This window comes from Marinobacter manganoxydans MnI7-9, assembly GCF_000235625.1.
GTDB lineage: Bacteria > Pseudomonadota > Gammaproteobacteria > Pseudomonadales > Oleiphilaceae > Marinobacter > Marinobacter manganoxydans.
Window position 1 is genome coordinate 163571 of sequence record NZ_AGTR01000014.1, and the last position, 18546, is coordinate 182116.

16 protein-coding genes are annotated in these 18546 nt (G+C 58.4%); 8 read left to right on the plus strand and 8 right to left on the minus strand.

The window, feature by feature from the left end:
- Nucleotides 1-134: 134 nt before the first annotated feature.
- The 4 genes from KYE_RS03755 to KYE_RS03775 form a co-directional block, all read right to left on the minus strand.
- Nucleotides 135-1085, minus strand: coding sequence for a DegV family protein (locus KYE_RS03755; RefSeq protein ID WP_008170544.1), 951 nt, complete (start codon nucleotides 1083-1085; stop codon nucleotides 135-137).
- 110 nt (nucleotides 1086-1195) lie between these two features.
- On the minus strand, nucleotides 1196-2029 hold the full coding sequence (locus tag KYE_RS03760; RefSeq protein ID WP_008170545.1) for a metal-dependent hydrolase: 834 nt from the start codon (nucleotides 2027-2029) through the stop codon (nucleotides 1196-1198).
- Nucleotides 2030-2284: 255 nt separating this feature from the next.
- Nucleotides 2285-3661: a solute carrier family 23 protein gene (locus tag KYE_RS03770; RefSeq protein ID WP_008170547.1), complete on the minus strand. Its 1377-nt coding sequence runs from the start codon at nucleotides 3659-3661 to the stop codon at nucleotides 2285-2287.
- Nucleotides 3662-3758: 97 nt separating this feature from the next.
- Nucleotides 3759-5387, minus strand: a complete 1629-nt coding sequence (locus KYE_RS03775; RefSeq protein ID WP_008170551.1) for an acyl-CoA synthetase — start codon at nucleotides 5385-5387, stop codon at nucleotides 3759-3761.
- A gap of 152 nt (nucleotides 5388-5539) precedes the next feature.
- On the opposite strand from KYE_RS03775, the gene KYE_RS03780 reads away from it, so the two are divergent.
- The 5 genes from KYE_RS03780 to KYE_RS03800 all read left to right on the plus strand — a co-directional run bounded on the left by KYE_RS03780 (nucleotide 5540) and on the right by KYE_RS03800 (nucleotide 10783).
- A complete protein-coding gene (locus KYE_RS03780) occupies nucleotides 5540-7054 on the plus strand; it encodes a PAS domain S-box protein (protein ID WP_008170553.1) in 1515 nt (504 codons plus the stop codon).
- Nucleotides 7047-7703, plus strand: a complete 657-nt coding sequence (locus tag KYE_RS03785) for a response regulator transcription factor (protein WP_008170554.1) — start codon at nucleotides 7047-7049, stop codon at nucleotides 7701-7703. The genes KYE_RS03780 and KYE_RS03785 overlap by 8 nt, the downstream gene beginning before the upstream one ends.
- 74 nt (nucleotides 7704-7777) lie before the next feature.
- Nucleotides 7778-8584 carry a PhzF family phenazine biosynthesis protein gene (locus KYE_RS03790; RefSeq protein ID WP_008170555.1) on the plus strand — a complete coding sequence of 269 codons (807 nt, stop codon included), beginning with the start codon at nucleotides 7778-7780 and terminating at the stop codon, nucleotides 8582-8584.
- 43 nt (nucleotides 8585-8627) lie between these two features.
- Nucleotides 8628-9821: an NAD(P)/FAD-dependent oxidoreductase gene (locus tag KYE_RS03795; protein ID WP_008170557.1), complete on the plus strand. Its 1194-nt coding sequence runs from the start codon at nucleotides 8628-8630 to the stop codon at nucleotides 9819-9821.
- Between the two features lie 92 nt (nucleotides 9822-9913).
- Nucleotides 9914-10783 (plus strand): patatin family protein, encoded by an 870-nt coding sequence (locus KYE_RS03800; protein ID WP_008170559.1) that lies wholly within the window; start codon nucleotides 9914-9916, stop codon nucleotides 10781-10783.
- On the opposite strand, the gene KYE_RS03805 is transcribed toward KYE_RS03800, so the two are convergent.
- Nucleotides 10780-11706, minus strand: a complete 927-nt coding sequence (locus KYE_RS03805; protein ID WP_008170562.1) for a universal stress protein — start codon at nucleotides 11704-11706, stop codon at nucleotides 10780-10782. The two genes, KYE_RS03800 and KYE_RS03805, sit on opposite strands and share 4 nt — an antisense overlap.
- 1 nt (nucleotide 11707) lies before the next feature.
- Nucleotides 11708-13195, minus strand: coding sequence for a SulP family inorganic anion transporter (locus KYE_RS03810; protein ID WP_008170564.1), 1488 nt, complete (start codon nucleotides 13193-13195; stop codon nucleotides 11708-11710).
- Between the two features lie 164 nt (nucleotides 13196-13359).
- Here KYE_RS03810 and KYE_RS03815 point away from each other — a divergent pair, with 164 nt between their 5' ends.
- On the plus strand, nucleotides 13360-14640 hold the full coding sequence (locus KYE_RS03815; protein ID WP_008170565.1) for an MgtC/SapB family protein: 1281 nt from the start codon (nucleotides 13360-13362) through the stop codon (nucleotides 14638-14640).
- A gap of 4 nt (nucleotides 14641-14644) precedes the next feature.
- Here KYE_RS03815 and alkB read toward each other — a convergent pair whose 3' ends face one another.
- A complete protein-coding gene (gene alkB / locus KYE_RS03820) occupies nucleotides 14645-15295 on the minus strand; it encodes a DNA oxidative demethylase AlkB (protein ID WP_008170568.1) in 651 nt (216 codons plus the stop codon).
- A 138-nt stretch (nucleotides 15296-15433) separates the two neighbouring features.
- On the opposite strand from alkB, the gene djlA reads away from it, so the two are divergent.
- On the plus strand, nucleotides 15434-16213 hold the full coding sequence (djlA, locus tag KYE_RS03825) for a co-chaperone DjlA (RefSeq protein ID WP_008170569.1): 780 nt from the start codon (nucleotides 15434-15436) through the stop codon (nucleotides 16211-16213).
- Nucleotides 16214-16233: 20 nt separating this feature from the next.
- On the opposite strand, the gene KYE_RS03830 is transcribed toward djlA, so the two are convergent.
- Nucleotides 16234-16842: a methyltransferase family protein gene (locus KYE_RS03830; protein ID WP_008170570.1), complete on the minus strand. Its 609-nt coding sequence runs from the start codon at nucleotides 16840-16842 to the stop codon at nucleotides 16234-16236.
- Nucleotides 16843-17004: 162 nt separating this feature from the next.
- Here KYE_RS03830 and KYE_RS03835 point away from each other — a divergent pair, with 162 nt between their 5' ends.
- On the plus strand, nucleotides 17005-18501 hold the full coding sequence (locus tag KYE_RS03835; protein ID WP_008170572.1) for an amidase: 1497 nt from the start codon (nucleotides 17005-17007) through the stop codon (nucleotides 18499-18501).
- The last annotated feature ends 45 nt before the right edge of the window (nucleotides 18502-18546 follow it).

Consider the following 18546-nt stretch of genomic DNA (forward strand, 5'->3'; position numbering starts at 1 on the left):
CAGTTGTCCTGTTGAAGAAATGAAACACACAGGCCAGAGGCTAACACGAACGAAACGCTGGCAGGTTTGCCAAAACTACAGGTGGAGAGGCGCGGCCGGGCCAGTATGATTCAGTCACGCACTCTGAGAAGGAGTTACTGAAAATCGTTGAAGGTGTGGGGTTCCGCAGCAAGTGCGAGGCAAAGACTGCCGGGGCCAACGTAGATGCTGCTGGTAATCCCCATCTGGGAGAGCAGCAGTTCCACACCATTGCGTTCGCAAGCATCGCGCAGTCGGTTGAGCCCGGGCAAATCCTCGATCTCCGTCCAGGTAAGACCACAGGACAGGCTTACATAGGGTGTCAGAAGCCCGGCTTCGACACGGGCAGCGGCATAGTTCATCACCTTTTCCACGGCCACGTCGAAACTCCGGGTTTTGGCCGCGGGCTGGCCCTCGGCCCCTTGCCCGAAGATAACCGGCGTAATGTTCAGTGCTTTGCCCAGGAAGGCAACCAGCGCCGATACACTCTTGTCGCCACGCCGCCGTGCCCGTTCACGGATGTAGTGCAGATCCCTCGGAATGACGCAGGTGTAGATCTTGTCGCTGAAGGTTTCCACCTCATGGCGCAGGGCATTCTTGGACACATTCTGGCCGATCAGCTTGAGCGTGTGGGCTGCCAGCAGGCCCTGGCCGGCAAAAATCTGTTTACTGTCGATCACACGCATAAAGAACCGGCCATCACGACCGGCGGCTTCCCGCGCACCTTCGTAATTCGCCAGGACACTGTTCATAGCCTCGGTGGCATTCTGGAAAATCAGGCTTCGGGATTTCGTGACCGTCTCGCAGATAGCAATATCGAACTGGGTGACGATCTTCTCCATGAACAGATCGTGTATCTGCTCTGCGGTGAAGGCGCGGGTTTCCGCCTGATGTCCTTTCTGCAACAGGCCGCTCTGATAGAACTCCTGGGTCCGAACCGGATCATGCTTGTCTATGTAGGTCTGGCCATCGATTACAGCGGTTACCGGCAGCACGAACAGGTCGTGCTTGCGGCTGAACTCATAGGGTAAGTCGCACGCAGAATCGACGATCAAACCAACTCGCATGGTGGGCCTCCAGCTCCGGGTAGCTTCTCGAACGGAAGCCCCCTTTATTGTCGTTATTCTTTGTGCCGCACAGTTTTACACACCGCGATCAGAATTTCAGCAACCCGGCCCTATCGTGCTGCCGATGTCATATCCAGCTCACGGAGATTCTGCTCGAGCAGTTCGCGGTTATCCTGCTGCCAGGGGTGAAAGCCTTTACGGAAATACGCCAGGAATTCCGGCAGACACTTGCGGAGCACTCCGGGCTTGCCCCAGAGAAAATTAAACCCGCCAACCCAGGTGCGCAGGCTCCAGAGTTTGCCATCGGCCTTCAGCAGGCTACAGGTATTCAAAAAGGTGTACTTGAAGAAATTCCAGGTAACAAAGAGGAAGACGATCCGGCGAAGCTGTTCATTGCCGACACATTCCCGGTAAACATCAAAGGCGACGGATTTGTGTTCGGTTTCCTCAATCGCATGCCATCTCCAGAGCTTTGCCATGGTCGGCGTGGCGCCTTCCATCCACTCCGGGTGGCTCAGGATGGCATTGGCCAGGACGGCGGTGTAGTGCTCGGCGCCACAGGTACCTGCCAGTTGGCGGCTTGGTGGCAGTTTACCCACCCACTCCATATGCTTGCGGAACCGTTGGTCCAGGGCATCAATATCGTAGCCCCGGGCCTTCAGGGCCTCGTTGTAATCCTTGTGCTCCCTGCTGTGCAGGGCTTCCTGGCCAATAAATCCGCGGATCTCCGCTTTAAGCTTTGGATCCTCGATCTTGTCCCGATAGAGCCTTACGGCATTGATAAACTGCTGCTCGCCATCGGGAAATTGCAGGGAAAGGGCGTTGAAGAACGCGGTCCGGAAAGCATCGTTGCCATGCCAGAGCGTTTTCAGATCCTCGCTGACATCGAACCGCAGATGTCTCGGCTCAACGGACACCCCCTCGGGCGTGGAGCTGATGGTCATGACTGCCTCCTGTTTTTGTAGTGTTGTTATCAGTATTGAACAGCGGACAAAATTTCATCAGTTCTGGCAGTTTAAACCCGGAAACCGCGCGGAAGGAATACTTCAGGAGGAAAAATTAGACAAATTGTCACGAAATGACATTCTGTCAACGCCCATGCTCAGGGAAACATTCAGGCATAAAAAAGGGAGGCACGAGGCCTCCCAAGGACACACAGGGGGTCAGCGCCTTCCGGTGCAGAGCCGGAAGGCGCTGGTTTAGTGCTCTTCTGCGGCTTGTACGCCCGGCGCTTCCGGGTCGGCGGTAAAGCCAAGCAATTTGGTACGTTCAATCAGGAAATAGAGGACGGCGCCGGTGGCCAGGCCCCAACCTGCACCGTATACCGCGAGAACCACACCCATAGTGCCGGCGATGCCACGCTCGGTGTTATTCTCCAGCTGCTCCAGGCCTACCATCAGGCAGATATAGCCGGTCAGCAGCAGTGTCAGTGACAGGGCAATCGGCAGCACCGGTTGGAAGAAGCTCACCAGCGGCAGAACGAAAAGCGCAATAAAACCCGTAATCCAGAAAGTACCGCCGCCACTGTAGATGGAGTCCATGGCGTTACGACCGTACTTGTAGCGCTCGGCCATGGTGGCAGTGACAGCCGTCCAGATCGGGCCCGCCAGCCCCGGATAGGGTGCGAAGAACGCGTGGCCACCATTGCGGATAGCGGTTACCAGATGCACCCGGTCGATGCTGTTATCGATATCTTCGTCTTTGCGCAGATGATCAACGCGGTTCATCAATGACTGGCCGACCACGATATCGCCGAAGGCAATCACGTAGGCGATCACCGCCGTGGGAATGGCGTACAGGAAGACGTTGGCATCCGGGAATCCGACGGCGAACGGCAGGTAGTTCCACAGCTCATCAAACGCGGGTTTGGTGATGCCCCACTCCACATTGGGCACCTCGTATTCGCCAGTTGCAAAGCCAACCAGGATCGCAACCACCATACCCGGCACCATGCCGTAGTTGGCAATCTTGCGGGCGATTGAATTGCTTTCCACAAAACCTTTGAACGATACCGAGAACATCAGGTAGAGGCACACCAGGCCACCGATGATCAGGGAGATCGGCGTGTTGGCGAGACGGCCGCCTGCCTCAATCTCACCCATCAGGGCGGCGATACCGGCACCGATGATAATCCCGCCTTTCATGGAACGGGGAATCAGCTCCACCAGTTTGCTGCCCAGGCGGGTAATACCCAGAACCAGGAAGATAATGAACACCAGGAACTGCAGCGCGAACAGCGCCTGAATCGCCTCGGGGCCCGGCTCATAGTCGCTCAGGAACAGCAGAACCACAGGAATCCCCGGCGTAATCCAGCCCGGAACCAGGGGAACACCCAGCAGTGCCGGCAGCATGAAACCGATACCACAGATCACCACGTAAGCCAGAGCCACGTCGTAGGGCACACCCAGGTATTTCTCAAGAAGGGGAATCATGGCCAGGCTGACCACGAACATGATCAGAGCCTGCACCATCTCCGCGAACTCCCAGCGGTAATGAACGAACGGCAGACGAACCTTGAAGGGACCGGCCGGCCAGAACGGCTGCTCTTCCCCGTTCTTTCGGTGAAACATTTGCATAAAAAGGTCTCCGGGCTCACGCGGCGCGTGTGCCTGACAGCGTTGTTTTTTCTGGTTTAATTCGGCTGCGCCGGGGCCGGCGCAGCCGATCGGGGAATCAGTCCAGTTCTTTGGCCTGGTCCCTCAGCACGAACTTCTGGATCTTACCCGTGGAGGTTTTGGGCAGCTCCGAGAAGACGATGGTCTTGGGTACCTTGAACCGGGCCAGGTGCTCGCGGCAGAAGTTGATGATGTCTTCCTCGCTGACTTGACCGGCTTCCGGCTTCAGGGTCACAAAGGCGCAGGGGGTTTCGCCCCACTTTTCGTCCGGCCGGGCAACCACAGCTGCCTCAAGCACAGCCGGGTGGCGGTACAGGGTATCCTCAACCTCAATGGTGGAAATGTTCTCACCACCGGAGATGATAATGTCCTTCAGCCGGTCCTTGATCTCCATGTAGCCGTCTTCGTGCCATACCGCCAGGTCGCCGGTGTGGAACCAGCCACCCCGGAAGGCCTCTTCGGTGGCTTTGGGGTTCTTCAGGTAGCCCTTCATCACCGTATTGCCGCGCAGGAAAATCTCACCGATGGTCTTGCCGTCTTTGGGCACTGGCTCCATGGTGTTCGGGTCGCCGACCATCGTGCCTGCCAGAGTGTGATAACGAACGCCCTGACGGGCCTTTTTCCGGGCACGATCATGCAGTGGCAGCGCATCCCACTCGGATTTCCAGGCACAAACGGTTACCGGGCCATAGACTTCGGTCAGACCGTAAACGTGAGTCACCTGGATGCCCATTTCCTCGATGGCACCAATGACCTGGGCGGGGGGTGCCGCGCCGGCTGTCATGGACTTCACGTCGTGATCAATGCCGGCCTTGGCTGATTCCGGCACGTTCAGCAATGCGTTAAGCACAATCGGGGCGCCACACATGTGGGTAACCTGATGATCCCGGATCAGCTGCAGAATCTTCTCGGGATCAACCCGGCGCAGGCAGACGTGAGTACCGGCCATGGCGGTGATGGTCCAGGGGAAACACCAACCGTTGCAATGGAACATCGGCAAGGTCCACAGGTACACCGGATGCATGTCCATGGACCAGACTGTCTGGTTGCCGATGGCATTGATGTAGGCGCCACGATGATGATAGACCACACCTTTTGGATTGCCGGTAGTGCCGGAGGTGTAGTTCAGAGAGATCGCATCCCACTCGTTCTCCGGGAAGCTCCACTGGAATGCCGGATCCCCTTCCTGCAGGAACGCCTCGTAGTCCAGATCGCTGACCTGAACACCCTCGCCATACTCTGGATCGTCCACATCGATCACCAGCGGCTTGGTGTCCAGCCGGCTGACGGCGTCCCTGATCACCTCACCGAACTCCCGGTCGGCAATCACAACCTTGGCCTCACCGTGATCCAGCATGAAGGCGATAGCCTCAGCGTCCAGGCGAACGTTCAGGGTGTTCAGCACCGCGCCAATCATGGGCACCCCGAAATGGGCTTCCACCATTGCGGGAATATTCGGAAGCATGACAGCAACGGTATCACCGCGTCCGATGCCGCGCCCTTTGAGGGCTGATGCCAGACGGCGGCAACGTTCGTAGGTCTGCGCCCAGTTGTAACGGATGGCCCCGTGAATGACGGCGGGATACTCCGGGTAAACCGTGGCGGTCCGTTCGATGAAATCAACGGGGGATTGGACGGCGTAGTTGGCGTCGACGGGCGCCAGGCCTTGATCAAATATCGAGGTCATTGCGTGGTCCTCTTGAGTACTGTTGTTCTTATGGCGTATTCAGGAATATCGCTAAACTAGCTATACTTCGGGCTGGTCAGAATAGTATTGGATAGCAAAAACACTAGAAACTATACCAACGTATTATAGTTAATTTACTATAACGATAAGCCATGAACGATTTTTCCACTCCAAGTGTATTTAGTTTGCATGACGCCGACCCGCAACCCGGTTTGATCCTGGATGCGACAGGCAGCGTTCTGGAGGGCAACCTGGCCAGCCATCATCTTTGCCAGAACGCCAACCTGACCTCGCTGTTCCATCTGCTGCCGATCAACGTTCAGGCGCTTGTGAAGTCGTCCCTGGAGCAGGAACGGTCGATCGAGAATGTGGAAGCCAGAATTCCGGCAGACACCACCGAGCGTTTCCTGGTGTGGACGTTCGTCCCCGATATCGGGAGCTCGACGGTTCTGGCGCGGGCCAGAGACGCTACAGACGAAATCATCAACCGGGAAGAAGCGACCCGCTCCAACCGTCTTTACCGGCTGATTACCGAGAACACCACCGACCTCATTTCCCGCCATGCCCCGGACGGACGGTTTATCGATGCCACGCCCGCATCCTGGCGGCTGCTGGGCTACTGGCCGGAAGAACTGAGGGGTAAGCCCCTGGAAGAAATTTTCCGGGGCGATCAGGTGGTTCAGAAGCTGGCTGAAACCCGCAACCAGCTACGGGACGACGGCTACGCCACCATGACCCTTGAGATTATTCACCGGGACGGTTCCCGCCGCTGGTTCGAGATTGCCAGCAGGGCCATTCGGGAAACCTACACTGGCGCTGTGATTGAAGTCATCAGCGTATCCCGGGATATCACCGCCCGGGTAGAGTCCGAGGAGAACAACCGCAGGCTGGCCGACGAACTCGCCCACACCGCCAGGCTCGCCACTCTGGGGGAGCTTGCCTCAAGCATTGCCCACGAGATGAACCAGCCATTGGCCACCATCGTGAACTTTGCCAGCGCCAGCCAGCGCTATCTCAAAAGCGCCCGAACCAATCCCGAATGCCTCGATCGAGTGGACGATGGCCTCCAGAAGATTGTTCACCATGCCAACCGGGCCTCGGAGGTCATCAAACGTTTGCGAGCCTTCCTGCGCAAGGGGCAGAAGCGGACCGCACCAATCGCACTGAATGAAGTCGTCAGCAATGTCGCCCGTCTTTGCCAATGGGAGGCCGAGAAAAACAAAGTGCAGATCCGCGAGAATCTGGCCTGTTGTGCGCCCGTCATCACCGCCGACCCGGTGCTTCTGGAACAGGTGCTGATCAATCTGATCCGCAACGGTATCGAAGCCACTGTTGAGGCTCGCGGTGAGGACAACCCGGGCCCACACTCGCAGATCGCCATAACGACCTGCATCAACGATCAGAACGAAACCCTGATTGAGGTCATCGACGAAGGCCCGGGGCTCGACGCGCAGGGCATTCGCCAGATGTTCCAGCCGTTCTATACCAGCAAGCCCCAGGGGCTTGGCCTCGGGCTCTCGATGAGCCGTTCGATTATCGAAGGCTTTGGAGGCTTCCTGGACGCCAGGCCGGCAGCAACGGGCGGACTCTCCCTGATCTGCCGTTTCCCGGCCGGCCCGGGCCACAAGAACAGAACCCCGAACACGGAGATGCAGCCAGATGAGTGATCAAGCGACACCGGAAGCCACCACCGTTTATGTGGTTGACGACGACGCCGGCATGCTGGAATCCACCCAGTGGTTGCTGGAATCGGTCGGCTTGAACGTGGAAGCCTACAGCGACGGCCGGAAATTCCTGGATGCGGTTGGCAACAAGAAAGCGGGCTGCGTGGTTCTGGATGTGCGGATGCCCGGGCTGGGCGGCCTGAACGTTCAGGAGGAGCTTCAGAAGCGGGGGCTGGACCTGCCGATCATCTTTGTCTCCGGGCACGCCGACGTTCCCATTGTGGTGAGGGCGTTCAAGTCCGGGGCCTTCGATTTCATCGAGAAGCCGTTCAATGAACAACTGCTCCTGGACAGCGTCCAACAGGCGCTGCAGGAACATCAGCAGTCCGCTCCAGAGTTGCAGGGTGATGAGGCAACCGAAGCCCTGCTGGCCACCCTCACCCGCCGTGAACGGGACGTGTTCCTGCCACTGGCCCAGGGCTACACGAGCCGGGAAATCGCAGAACAGCTGGATGTCAGTGTCAAGACGATTGATCTCTACCGGGCACGAGTCATGAAACGCCTGGGCGCCGATCGCCTGCCGGATGTTACCGGCACAGCCATTGCCACCGGGCTGCTCGACCCGCTGGACCTGCGCAGGGAAAAGAACTGAACGGCAAGAACGACTCGGTACGGCACCCCCAGGCGCGTTATCATCAGTCGAAACCGCCCATCAGGAGAACAGCCATGACCTACCCCATTTACCAGGTTGATGCTTTTACCAGCAAGATTTTCGGTGGCAACCCGGCCGCGGTCATGCCGCTGGAAAGCTGGCTTCCGGACGAAACCATGCTCTCGCTTGCCATTGAGAACAACCTCTCCGAAACCGCCTTCTTCGTGCAGCTGCCTGAGGGGGACGAAGCCGATTTCCACATTCGCTGGTTCACTCCGGGCATCGAAGTACCCTTGTGTGGCCACGCCACTTTGGCCAGCGCCTGGGTCATCTTCAACAAACTTGGCTGGGACAAAGATCAGATTCGCATTCGCTCCAAAAGCGGCCCACTCTCCGTCCGGCAGGCCGATGATGGCTGGCTGGTATTGGATTTCCCGAATCTGGCTTTCGAGGAACAGAGCACGCCGGCACTGATTCGGGAAGCCCTGGATAACGCGCCTGATGCTTCGTTTTTTGTTCCAAACGACACCAATTACATGGTGGTTCTGAGGGATGAGGACGCCGTGCGATCTGCTCAACCGGATCTGCGCAAACTCAAGCAAATCGGCAATCAGGGGCTGATCATCACCGCACCTGGCGAAGACTGCGATTTCGTCAGCCGCTATTTCGCTCCGGGCGCCGGTATTGATGAAGACCCGGTTACCGGCTCCATTCACAGCGTGCTCGTGCCCTACTGGTCAGAAAAACTGGGCAAGACACGGCTCGACGCCCGGCAGGTTTCAGCCCGGGGCGGCGTGCTGCACTGCGAGTTGAAGGGGGATCGGGTCGACATCGCCGGCCAGGCTGCATTCTTCATGGAAGGCTCCGTCTACCTGCCCTGAGACTGGTATACTGCCCGCCGTTTTCTTTCCAACGGCGGGCAGTATGACGGCAGTTTCAGCATCACAGTACGACGTAATCATCCTCGGCGCCGGCGCGGCGGGCCTGATGTGTGCGGCAACCGCCGGCTATCGCGGCCGCAGGGTGCTGGTGCTGGACCACGCCAACAAGCCAGGCAAGAAAATCCTCATGTCCGGCGGCGGCCGCTGCAACTTCACCAACCTGAACAGCACGCCCGCCAACTTCCTGTCGGACAACCCGCACTACTGCATTTCCGCACTCAAGCGCTACACGCCCCAGGATTTTCTGGAACTGGTAGACCGGCACGGCATTGAGCATGAGGAAAAAGCCCCTGGCCAGTTGTTCTGCAAGGACAGCGCCAAGGATATCCTCAACATGCTGCTGACCGAATGCGAGTGGGCAGGAGCAGAAGTGAGAATGAAAACAACGGTCGACCGCATTACCGAAATCGACAGCGGCTACCGCCTGAGCGTCGGCTCCGGCGATCTCACCTGTGAATCCCTGGTGATCGCCACCGGTGGCCTGTCGATTCCCACCATGGGCGCCACCGCATTCGGTTACCGGGTAGCCGAGCAGTTCGGGCTGGACATACTTCCCACCCGCGCGGGCCTGGTACCCTTTACCCTGCAGCCGGAATTGAAAGACCAGCTCGCGCCTTTGTCCGGTGTCAGTTGTCCCGTTGACGTGCAGTGCCATGACCAGCACTTCCGGGAACCGATGCTGGTCACCCATCGCGGGCTCAGTGGCCCGGCGATGCTCCAGATTTCCAGTTTCTGGGAGCCGGGCGACAGCCTGGCCATCGATCTGCTGCCGGCCTGCCGCATCAAGGATGACCTGCTGAACCTCCGGAAAACCCGCCCGCAGTCAACCATTGCAAACTACCTGACCCAGCACCTGCCAAAACGGTTTGCCCAGGCCTTCAACGAACTGCAGGGCTGGACCGGTCCCTTGCAGGGCTACAAGAACAGCGATATTGAGCAGGTTGCCGATGTCCTCGGCCATTGGTCGATCAAGCCGGCGGGAACCGAGGGCTACCGCACGGCAGAGGTTACCCTGGGGGGTGTGGATACACGCCAGCTCTCCTCCAAAACCATGGCGGTGCTGGAGAAGCCAAACCTGTATTTCATCGGTGAGGTGGTGGACGTGACCGGCCACCTCGGCGGCCATAATTTCCAGTGGGCCTGGGCTTCGGGTGTGGCGGCCGGCAACAGCGCCTGAGGGCACATCCGACTGCCCAAAGCGACCGTCGAACTGGTAAGCTGAGTTCATGTATTGGCATGACCGGAGAACACACAAGATAGGGGGAACGGATGCTCCAGACCCACAGTGACACCACAACCAGCAATGCCCTCGTTGTCGAAGGTGGCGCCATGCGCGGCATCTTCGCCGCCGGCGTACTCGATGCCTTTCTCGAAAAGCGGCATCAGCCTTTCACGGAAGCCTGGGGCGTCTCCGCGGGCTCAACCAATCTCATCGGCTACCTCTGCGGCCATCACGGCCGAAATCATCGAGTAATCACCGACCACGCCTGTCGGCCGGAATTCATCAACTGGGGGCGTTTCTTCCAGGGCGGGCATTTGTGCGATGTTCACTGGCTCTGGCATCAGTCTTACCAGGAAGTACCACTCGATCTGGAACGCTACCTGTCTGGCACCACCAAACTCTGGGTGGCAACCACGTCGGTGGTGACCGGTGAGGCCCGGTATTTTCCGGTCGACGACCAGAACATCCACAACGTGCTCACCGCCTCCTGCTCCATTCCCCTGGCCTACCGTGATTATCCAAGAGTGGAGGACGAGCCCATGAGTGATGGCGGAATTGCCGATTCCATTCCGGTTGCGGAGGCCTATCGCCGGGGAGCCCGGGATATCACGGTGGTGCTTTCCCGACCGCTGGGCTATGAGAAGAAGCCGTTGGCGTTTCCGGCGCTCACCAAGCGGATGTTCCGGGAGCAACCGGGGCTCGCCGAGGCCATAATCCGGCGGGGCGAAAGATACAACGAGACACTGGAATTCATTCGAAATCCGCCGGAGGACTGCCGGCTCCGGATTATCGCGCCACCGGAGGATTTTCCGGTAAGCCGGTTGACCACGGATCTGAACAAGCTGGATCTGGGGTATCAGCAAGGCCACCGCGCGGCGATGGCCTATCTGGCCGAATTGGCCCAGGAAGTAACCTAGCGAAGCACCACCAGGGGCTTTTTGGCGGTTTTCAGCATCGTGGTGGTTGTACTGCCCACCAGGAACTGACGGATGCGGGAGTGCCCATAGGCGCCCATCACCAGGATGTCGATGTCGTGTTCTTCCTGGTAGGCGTGCAACGCGGGTTCCACATCCCCGGCCCGGATCGCCAGAGTGATCTCGGATTCCAGACCTGCCAGCATTTTCTCGGCTTTCCTGAGCTGCTCCCAGCGGTCGTTGGTGTCCGGTCCAACCATCACCAGATGCAACGGCATGCCTTTCAGAACCGGGCTGCCAGCCAGCAATTCCACGCCCTTGAACGCCGTAGCGCTGCCATCGAAGGCCAGCATGGCGCTGCGGGGCTGGGTATAGTCGTCCGGCACCAGGAGAATCGGGCGGTGCATGCTGCGAATCACCGTCTCCAACTGACTGCCGATGTGGGTGTCACGCTCGGAACTGCTTTCACCGTGCAGCCCCATGACCAGCAGGCGGGTCTGATTCTCCAGCGCCAGCAGAGACTCGGTCAGGTCACCATGGCGCTGACGCTGCACCACGTCATTGATACCGGATTCGCTGACCCGCTTTGCCGCTTCGTCCAGCATGTGGTGGCCGTGTTCCAGGGCCAGCTTGGCGCGCTTGCGGTCCAGCTCTGCCAGGTCTTCGAGCAGCTGTTCACGACTGCCAAGGCCGATGCTTCCGGCCAGATCCGGCTCTGCCGGATAACGCTCTTCATCAAGCACGTGCAACAGCATCATGGGGGTTTCCATGTGCTTGCTGGCCCAGCTGGCGTAATCGCAAACTGCGGGAGCGGCCTGGGAGCCATCAATACAGGCAACTACTCGTAACATCTCAACCTCGCCTTCATGATCCTTGTGATTTTTATTCTGACTGCGATCGCTGTTGGATTCCCTGGTCTGTGTCATGTCAGTGCCCCATCAGCTGGTCAACGGCGTCCGGCTTGTCGTGCACGCCAAAGCGGTCAACGATCGTGGCACTGGCTTCATTCAGCCCGATCACCTCAACCTCCGAGCCTTCACGGCGGAACTTGATCACGGCCTTGTCCAGGGCACCCACTGCGGTGATATCCCAGAAATGCGCGCGACTCAGGTCGATCACCACATTATCGACTGCTTCCTTGAAATCAAAGGATTCCATGAATTTTTCCGAGGAGCTGAAGAACACCTGACCCACAACGCGGTAGGTGCGGGTGTCGGTGGTTTCATCCAGCTCGGAGGTCACCAGCATGTAGTGGCCCACCTTGTTGGCAAAGAACAACGCCGCCAGCAGCACGCCGGCCAGAACACCGAAGGCCAGGTTATGGGTGGCAACCACGACAATAACGGTTACCAGCATCACGATGTTGGTGGAAAGCGGATGCTCACGCAGATTACGAATCGAATCCCAGGAGAAGGTACCAATCGATACCATAATCATCACCGCTACGAGGGCCGCCATGGGGATCTGGACCAACACGCTATCCAATAGCAGCACCATAACCAGCAGGAAGAGACCGGCCGTGAGGGTGGAAAGCCGGGTCCGGCCGCCGGATTTCACGTTGATAATGGACTGGCCGATCATGGCACAGCCGGCCATACCACCGATCAGGCCGGAGCCGATGTTGGCAATGCCCTGACCCTTGCATTCACGGTTACGGTCGCTGGTAGTGTCCGTCAGGTCGTCCACGATGGTGGCCGTCATCATGGATTCCAAAAGCCCCACAATGGCCAGCGGAATCGAGTACGGCAGGATGATCATCAGGGTTTCCAGGTTCAGAGGCACATCCGGCCACAGGAATACCGGCAGGGTATCCGGCAAATCGCCCATGTCCCCAACCGTCCGGATGTCCATTCCGGTAACCACGGCAACGGCCGTCAGAACGACGATGCACACCAGGGGCGAAGGCAGAACCTTGCCCACAACGGGTAGCAGGGGAAACAGATAGATAATTCCCAGACCCGCGGCTGTCATTGCGTAAACGTGCCAGGTGACGTTGGTCAGCTCGGGCAACTGCGCCATAAAGATGAGAATGGCCAGGGCGTTCACGAAACCGGTCACCACCGAGCGAGACACGAAGCGCATCAGGCTGCCAAGCTTCAGATAACCGGCAATCAGCTGCAGCACGCCTGTCATCAGGGTTGCGGCCAGCAGGTACTGCAGGCCATGCTCTTTCACCAGCGTCACCATCAACACCGCCATGGCTGCGGTTGCGGCAGAAATCATCCCGGGGCGCCCGCCCACGAAAGCGATGATCACGGCAATACAGAAGGAGGCATACAGCCCCACTTTGGGATCGACTCCGGCAATGATCGAGAAGGCAATGGCCTCCGGAATCAGTGCCAGCGCCACAACGATACCTGCGAGTACATCGCCACGAATGTTCGAAAGCCAGTTGGCTTTAAGGGAATTCACCATGATTTCGGGGTTCCAGCTTGCTACGAATTCAAAGGTCGCGAAGCTTATCAACCCCCTTACAGGAAAGTAAGGTCGCTAGCGGTAAGTTCTTAGACGTCTAACGACCAGCGCCCTCTACTGCTATTATCAGAACATCATTGATTTACAGGAGCTTGCATAGCCCCATGGACGACGTTGCCGCCCAGTTTCTCGCTGGAAACCAGACCACCCTTAATCTCGCCGTTGCTCTTCTGCTTGGCGCCATCATCGGCCTTGAGCGGGGCTGGGACGCGCGAGAGCAGAAATCCGGCGAGCGCATTGCCGGCATCCGCACCTTTGCTCTGGTCGGCCTGCTTGGCGGTATTTCGGCGGTACTGGCGCAGGAAATAACGGAGTGGGCGTTTCCAGTGCTTCTGGTCAGTGTCGTCGCCATGGCCATCGTGGCCTACAGCGAACGCCTGGAGCATATCCGCAACTTCAGTATCACCGGTATGGTTGGCATGGTTCTAACCTTCTGTTTCGGAGCAGTGGCGGTGGCTGTGGACCCGGTTATCGCCACAGCAGCCGCTGTTGTGACCGCTATCATCCTGGACAACAAGCAGGAAATTCATGGCTGGGTGAACAAACTGAAGGAACATGAACTGGATGCCGCTCTCAAACTGCTGCTGATTTCCGTGGTCATGCTGCCGTTATTGCCGAACGAAAAGATGGGGCCGGGCGGCGTTCTCAACCCCAGGGAGATCTGGTGGATGGTGGTGATGATCGCCTCCATTTCCTTTGTCGGCTATTTCGCCATAAGGGTCGCCGGTACCCGCAAAGGCATCCTGTTTACCAGCCTATTCGCCGGGTTGAGCTCGTCCACTGCCCTCACGCTGCACTTCGCCCGCCAGGCCTCGAAAACTCCGCAGCTCAACGCCCAGTTCGCCACCGGTATCCTGATTGCCTGCGGCACTATGTTCCCCCGTATCCTGGTTTATTGCCTGGTGATCAATCCCGATCTGTTGCCCAGTCTGATCTGGCCCGTGCTGGTGATGACCGCCCTGCTCTACGGGCCCGCGCTCTTTATCTGGCGGAAAAATGACCGAGAGCTTCAGGTAAGCCAACCAACCCTCAACCAGAACCCGCTGGATTTGACCTCTGCCCTGGTTTTTGGCGCGTTGCTCACAGCCATCCTGCTTATGGGCGAGTTCCTCGGCAACTGGCTGGGTGATGCGGGCATCTATTTCCTGGCAGCCACCTCCGGCATCGCGGATGTGGACGCAATTACCCTCTCCCTGACCCGCATGTCCAACAACAGCCTGGCCATGGGAACAGCAGTCATAGGCATTGTGATCGCCGCTGCAACCAACAACCTCGTGAAATCGGCGCTGGCCGGGTTTGTCGGCAATCGCCAGATCGGGCTGCTGGTCGGGGGGCCGATGGTGCTCTCTCTGGCAGCCGGGCTTCTGGTCGCCTGGCTGCAGTAATCCCTTACCTGGCCCGACGGAACGTCAGATTGTAACGATACCCGCCCGTTAGCGGGTGCTCCCCGGCTTTGAGGGTCAGCACGCCGTGATAACACATCCGGGCCGGGCCGCCCCAGACCACAACGTCACCATGGGCAAGTGGCACGCGGATGGGGCGTTCGCTGCGTTTGAGACCACCAAACTGGAACACCATCGGCAGGCCCAGAGAAACCGACACGATGGGCTGCGTGAAGTCCTGCTCGTCCTTGTCCTGATGCAGCCCCATTCTTGCCCCGGGCTGGTATCGATTGATCAGACAGGCGTCCGGTTCAAATCCCTCAAAACCAGCGGTTTCGGCGGCGCTTCTGGCCAGTTCCCGGAAAGCCGCAGGCATGGCGGGCCAAGGCCGGCCGGATTCCGGATCCTCCGCCTGATACCGGTAACCCCTGCTATCGGTAACCCAGCCAAGATCCCCGCAGCAGCTCATGGCCGCAGACATGGCATGGCCACCAGGGGTCTTCATGTGTCTGAACGGCGCTTCTGAGGTAACCGTTTCAATGCCGGCCATGAGTGATTCGGCGTTCGGGAGCGCGAACTGCCGCAGCACCACCGCGCCATCCATCAGAGGCTCGACTGTCTGTTCCGGTGGCAGGTTAGAAAACAGGTCTTGGGTCATGACTACTGCCCCCTCATAAATGATTTAATCTAATAGCTTACGTGGCTTTTTCACAGGTCGATGAAAGCCTGTTCATGAAGCCGGGCTGAAAAACACGTATATTCTATGGGCTGATTCATTCCTGTTAAGGACTTATTAATGCTGTTTGCAATCATAATTGGCGGTCTGATTGGCTACGCCTTTGGCAAATTCCCGGGCTTTCTCATAGGTGCGGCGATTGGCGCCTTTCTCTTGAACCTTCTCAAGCGCCGCCTGATTGGCAAGCTCCAGAGCATTCAGTCCGGTTTTATTGAATCGGTTTTTGCTGTGATGGGTGCCCTCTGCAAGGCAGATGGCGTGGTATCCAGGGATGAAATTCAGATGGCCGAAGCCATGTTCATTCGCTTCCGCCTGAATGAAGAACAGAAAGCCAAGGCCAAAACCGCCTTCAACCGTGGTAAAGAGCCGGATTTCGACCTGGATGCCGAGCTTAACCAGTTCCTCCAGGCCAGCGGACGCCAACCCGCGTTTCTCCAGATGTTCCTGCAGGTTCAGGTATCAGCCGTAGCTGCGGACGGCAAGGTGCACCCGGCCGAACACGAAATGCTGGTAAAAATCGCCCGTGGGCTGGGGTTACCGGAGAGCCAGGTGGACCAGCTCGAAGCCATGCTCCGTGGGGCCCACACCAACCGGGCCGGTGCTGGCCAGCCCTCCTCCGCTGATCAGATCAGCGATGCCTACAAGGTTCTTGGGGTATCGCCTTCCGCCAGTGATGATGAGCTCAAGAAGGCCTACCGTAAGCTGATGAGTGAGAACCACCCGGATAAACTTGCGGGCCGGGGATTGCCCGAGAGCATGCGGGAGATGGCAGAGGAACGCACCCGCGAAATCAGTCATGCCTACGATGTGATCAAGGAAGCCCGGAAAAAATCTGCGTAAGGCCCTCTGCCGTCACCGGGTCAGAACCAGCGCGGTACCCGCACGCGATAATGCTCGTAGTCCTCGCCAAATTTATCCGCCAGCGCCTTCTCCTCCTCTCGGGCCTGGCGGGTGATCACCAGTACACCGGCCACCAGGCATACCAGGGAAAACACACTGGGCAAGGCCAGGAAAAAACCGAGCTGCCCAGCCATCACAGCCAGGAACAGGGGATTACGGGAACGGCCAAATGGCCCGCCTGTGAGCAGTTTGCGCTCATCCTTCCGAGGATCGATACCAGAGCGCCAATCCTCATGCATGTAGGCCTGCAGATAGTTCACGGTAGTAAATGAGCCAATCAGGAGGAGCATGCCAACCAGCAAAATCGGCCACACATAGAGCGGGCCGAACACGCCCAGCCAGGGGTCGATATCCGCAAAAATCCGCACCACGCAGACGCCGAGAATGAACGCCCGAAACACATTGAAGGTTTGCCGGTGCCACCAGGGCGCACTCCCTCGCTCACCATAGTTAATGTGCGAAAAGCGCATTCTCTGATACAGCCCGAGGCTTCGGCCAGCAAACTGCAGACCGATCATCAGAAAGAAAATGCCGAGAAAGTGGCGTACGAGGGGTTCAATAAATTCCATCAGGATCGCTTACAACGTTTTCAGGCCGACAGCTTATTATTTGAAGAGGTCTGTGAAAAGGCCCTGTGCTAGCCGCCGACCACTCACCCTACCTAAAATGACATGTCATCACGTTTTCAAATGCAGTAGAGTCGTGGAATCACTTTCAAGGAGAGTCTGGCCATGAGCGCCCCGCAGTCCTGCCACAGTTTCAGAAACGACGCGATAGGTTGCGATGACGCCACTGCCCTTGCCGAACGGGTCCGCCGCCGGGAAATATCGGTCACCGAACTCACTCAAGCCGCTATCGCTCGCGCACAGGCGGTCGAACCGCTCCTTCACGGTCTGGCCTCGGCGAATTACGACCAGGCGATCCGGACTGCTTCAAAGCTTGATGCCGCCGACCAGACCGGTTCCTTTCCCCTGTTCCGGGGTGTTCCAACACTTATCAAAGACAACACCAACGTGTTGGACATGACCACGCGGCACGGCTCCCTGGCCGTGCCCAGCGTTCCTGCATCCGATACCAGTCCATTTGCCCGCCAGTTGCTTACCCAGGGTTTTCTGTGCCTGGGTAAAAGCACCCTGCCGGAATTCGGATTCAACGCCACAACCGAGCCCGCACACGCGCCGGCAACCTGTAACCCGTGGAACCTGGCCTATTCATCCGGAGCCTCCTCAGGCGGTTCAGCGGCCCTTGTGGCGGCCGGCGTGGTACCCATTGCCCACGCGAATGACGGCGGAGGCTCCATACGGATTCCGGCCGCCTGCTGCGGCCTGGTCGGCCTTAAGCCCACACGAGGACGATTGATAGACAACGAAGCGGCGGCCTCCCTGCCGATCAACATTATCAGCGAGGGCGTAGTGACGCGCTCGGTACGGGATACCGCTAATTTTTTCGAGCAGGCCGAGACCTATTTCCGCAATCCCGGCCTGCCGCCCATTGGAAGAATGGAGGGCCCCTCCGGTCGTCCGTTGAGAATCGGACTGGTGCTGGATTCCATCAACGGTCACAAAACCGATGACATCACCCGATGGACTGTCGAAGAAACGGCGCTCAAGCTGGAAAAAATGGGCCACCGCATTGAGCCAGTGCCCGTTCCGGTGCACAGCACCTTCCCCGATGACTTTGCCCTGTACTGGGCACTGCTTGCCTTCGGCATCAGGGCCAACGGCAGGAAACTGCTTCACCCGGCCTTCGACAAACACAAAACAGACGGCCTGACCAACGGCCTCGACAGGATGTTCCGGCGACAGTTCTGGCGCCTGCCAACTGCGCTCTGGCGGCTCAAGCGTTCCTGGCACGACTATGCACATGCCATGGCCGGATTTGATGCCGTGCTCACGCCGGTACTTGGCCACACCACACCCGCCCTTGGCCATCTGAGCCCCGATGTGCCTTTTGACACCCTGTTCGAACGGCTGCGCGAGTATGTGAGCTTCACCCCTCTGGCAAACGCCACGGGCGCACCGGCAATCTCATTGCCCATGGGCCACACGCCCGATCAACTGCCCGTGTCCGTTCAGTTTATGGGGCGGCACGGAGGCGAACGCACGTTGCTGGATATCGCCTTTACTCTGGAAGCCAACCATCCCTGGCCGCTGCTTTGCGATTTCAGCCGGAACCATCTTGGTAGTGGAGAGCAAAACACCAGGGACTCACTGACCAATCCCGTTTGAAGTTGGACACTTATAAAAACAGCTGCCATATTCTTTAAAGAACTT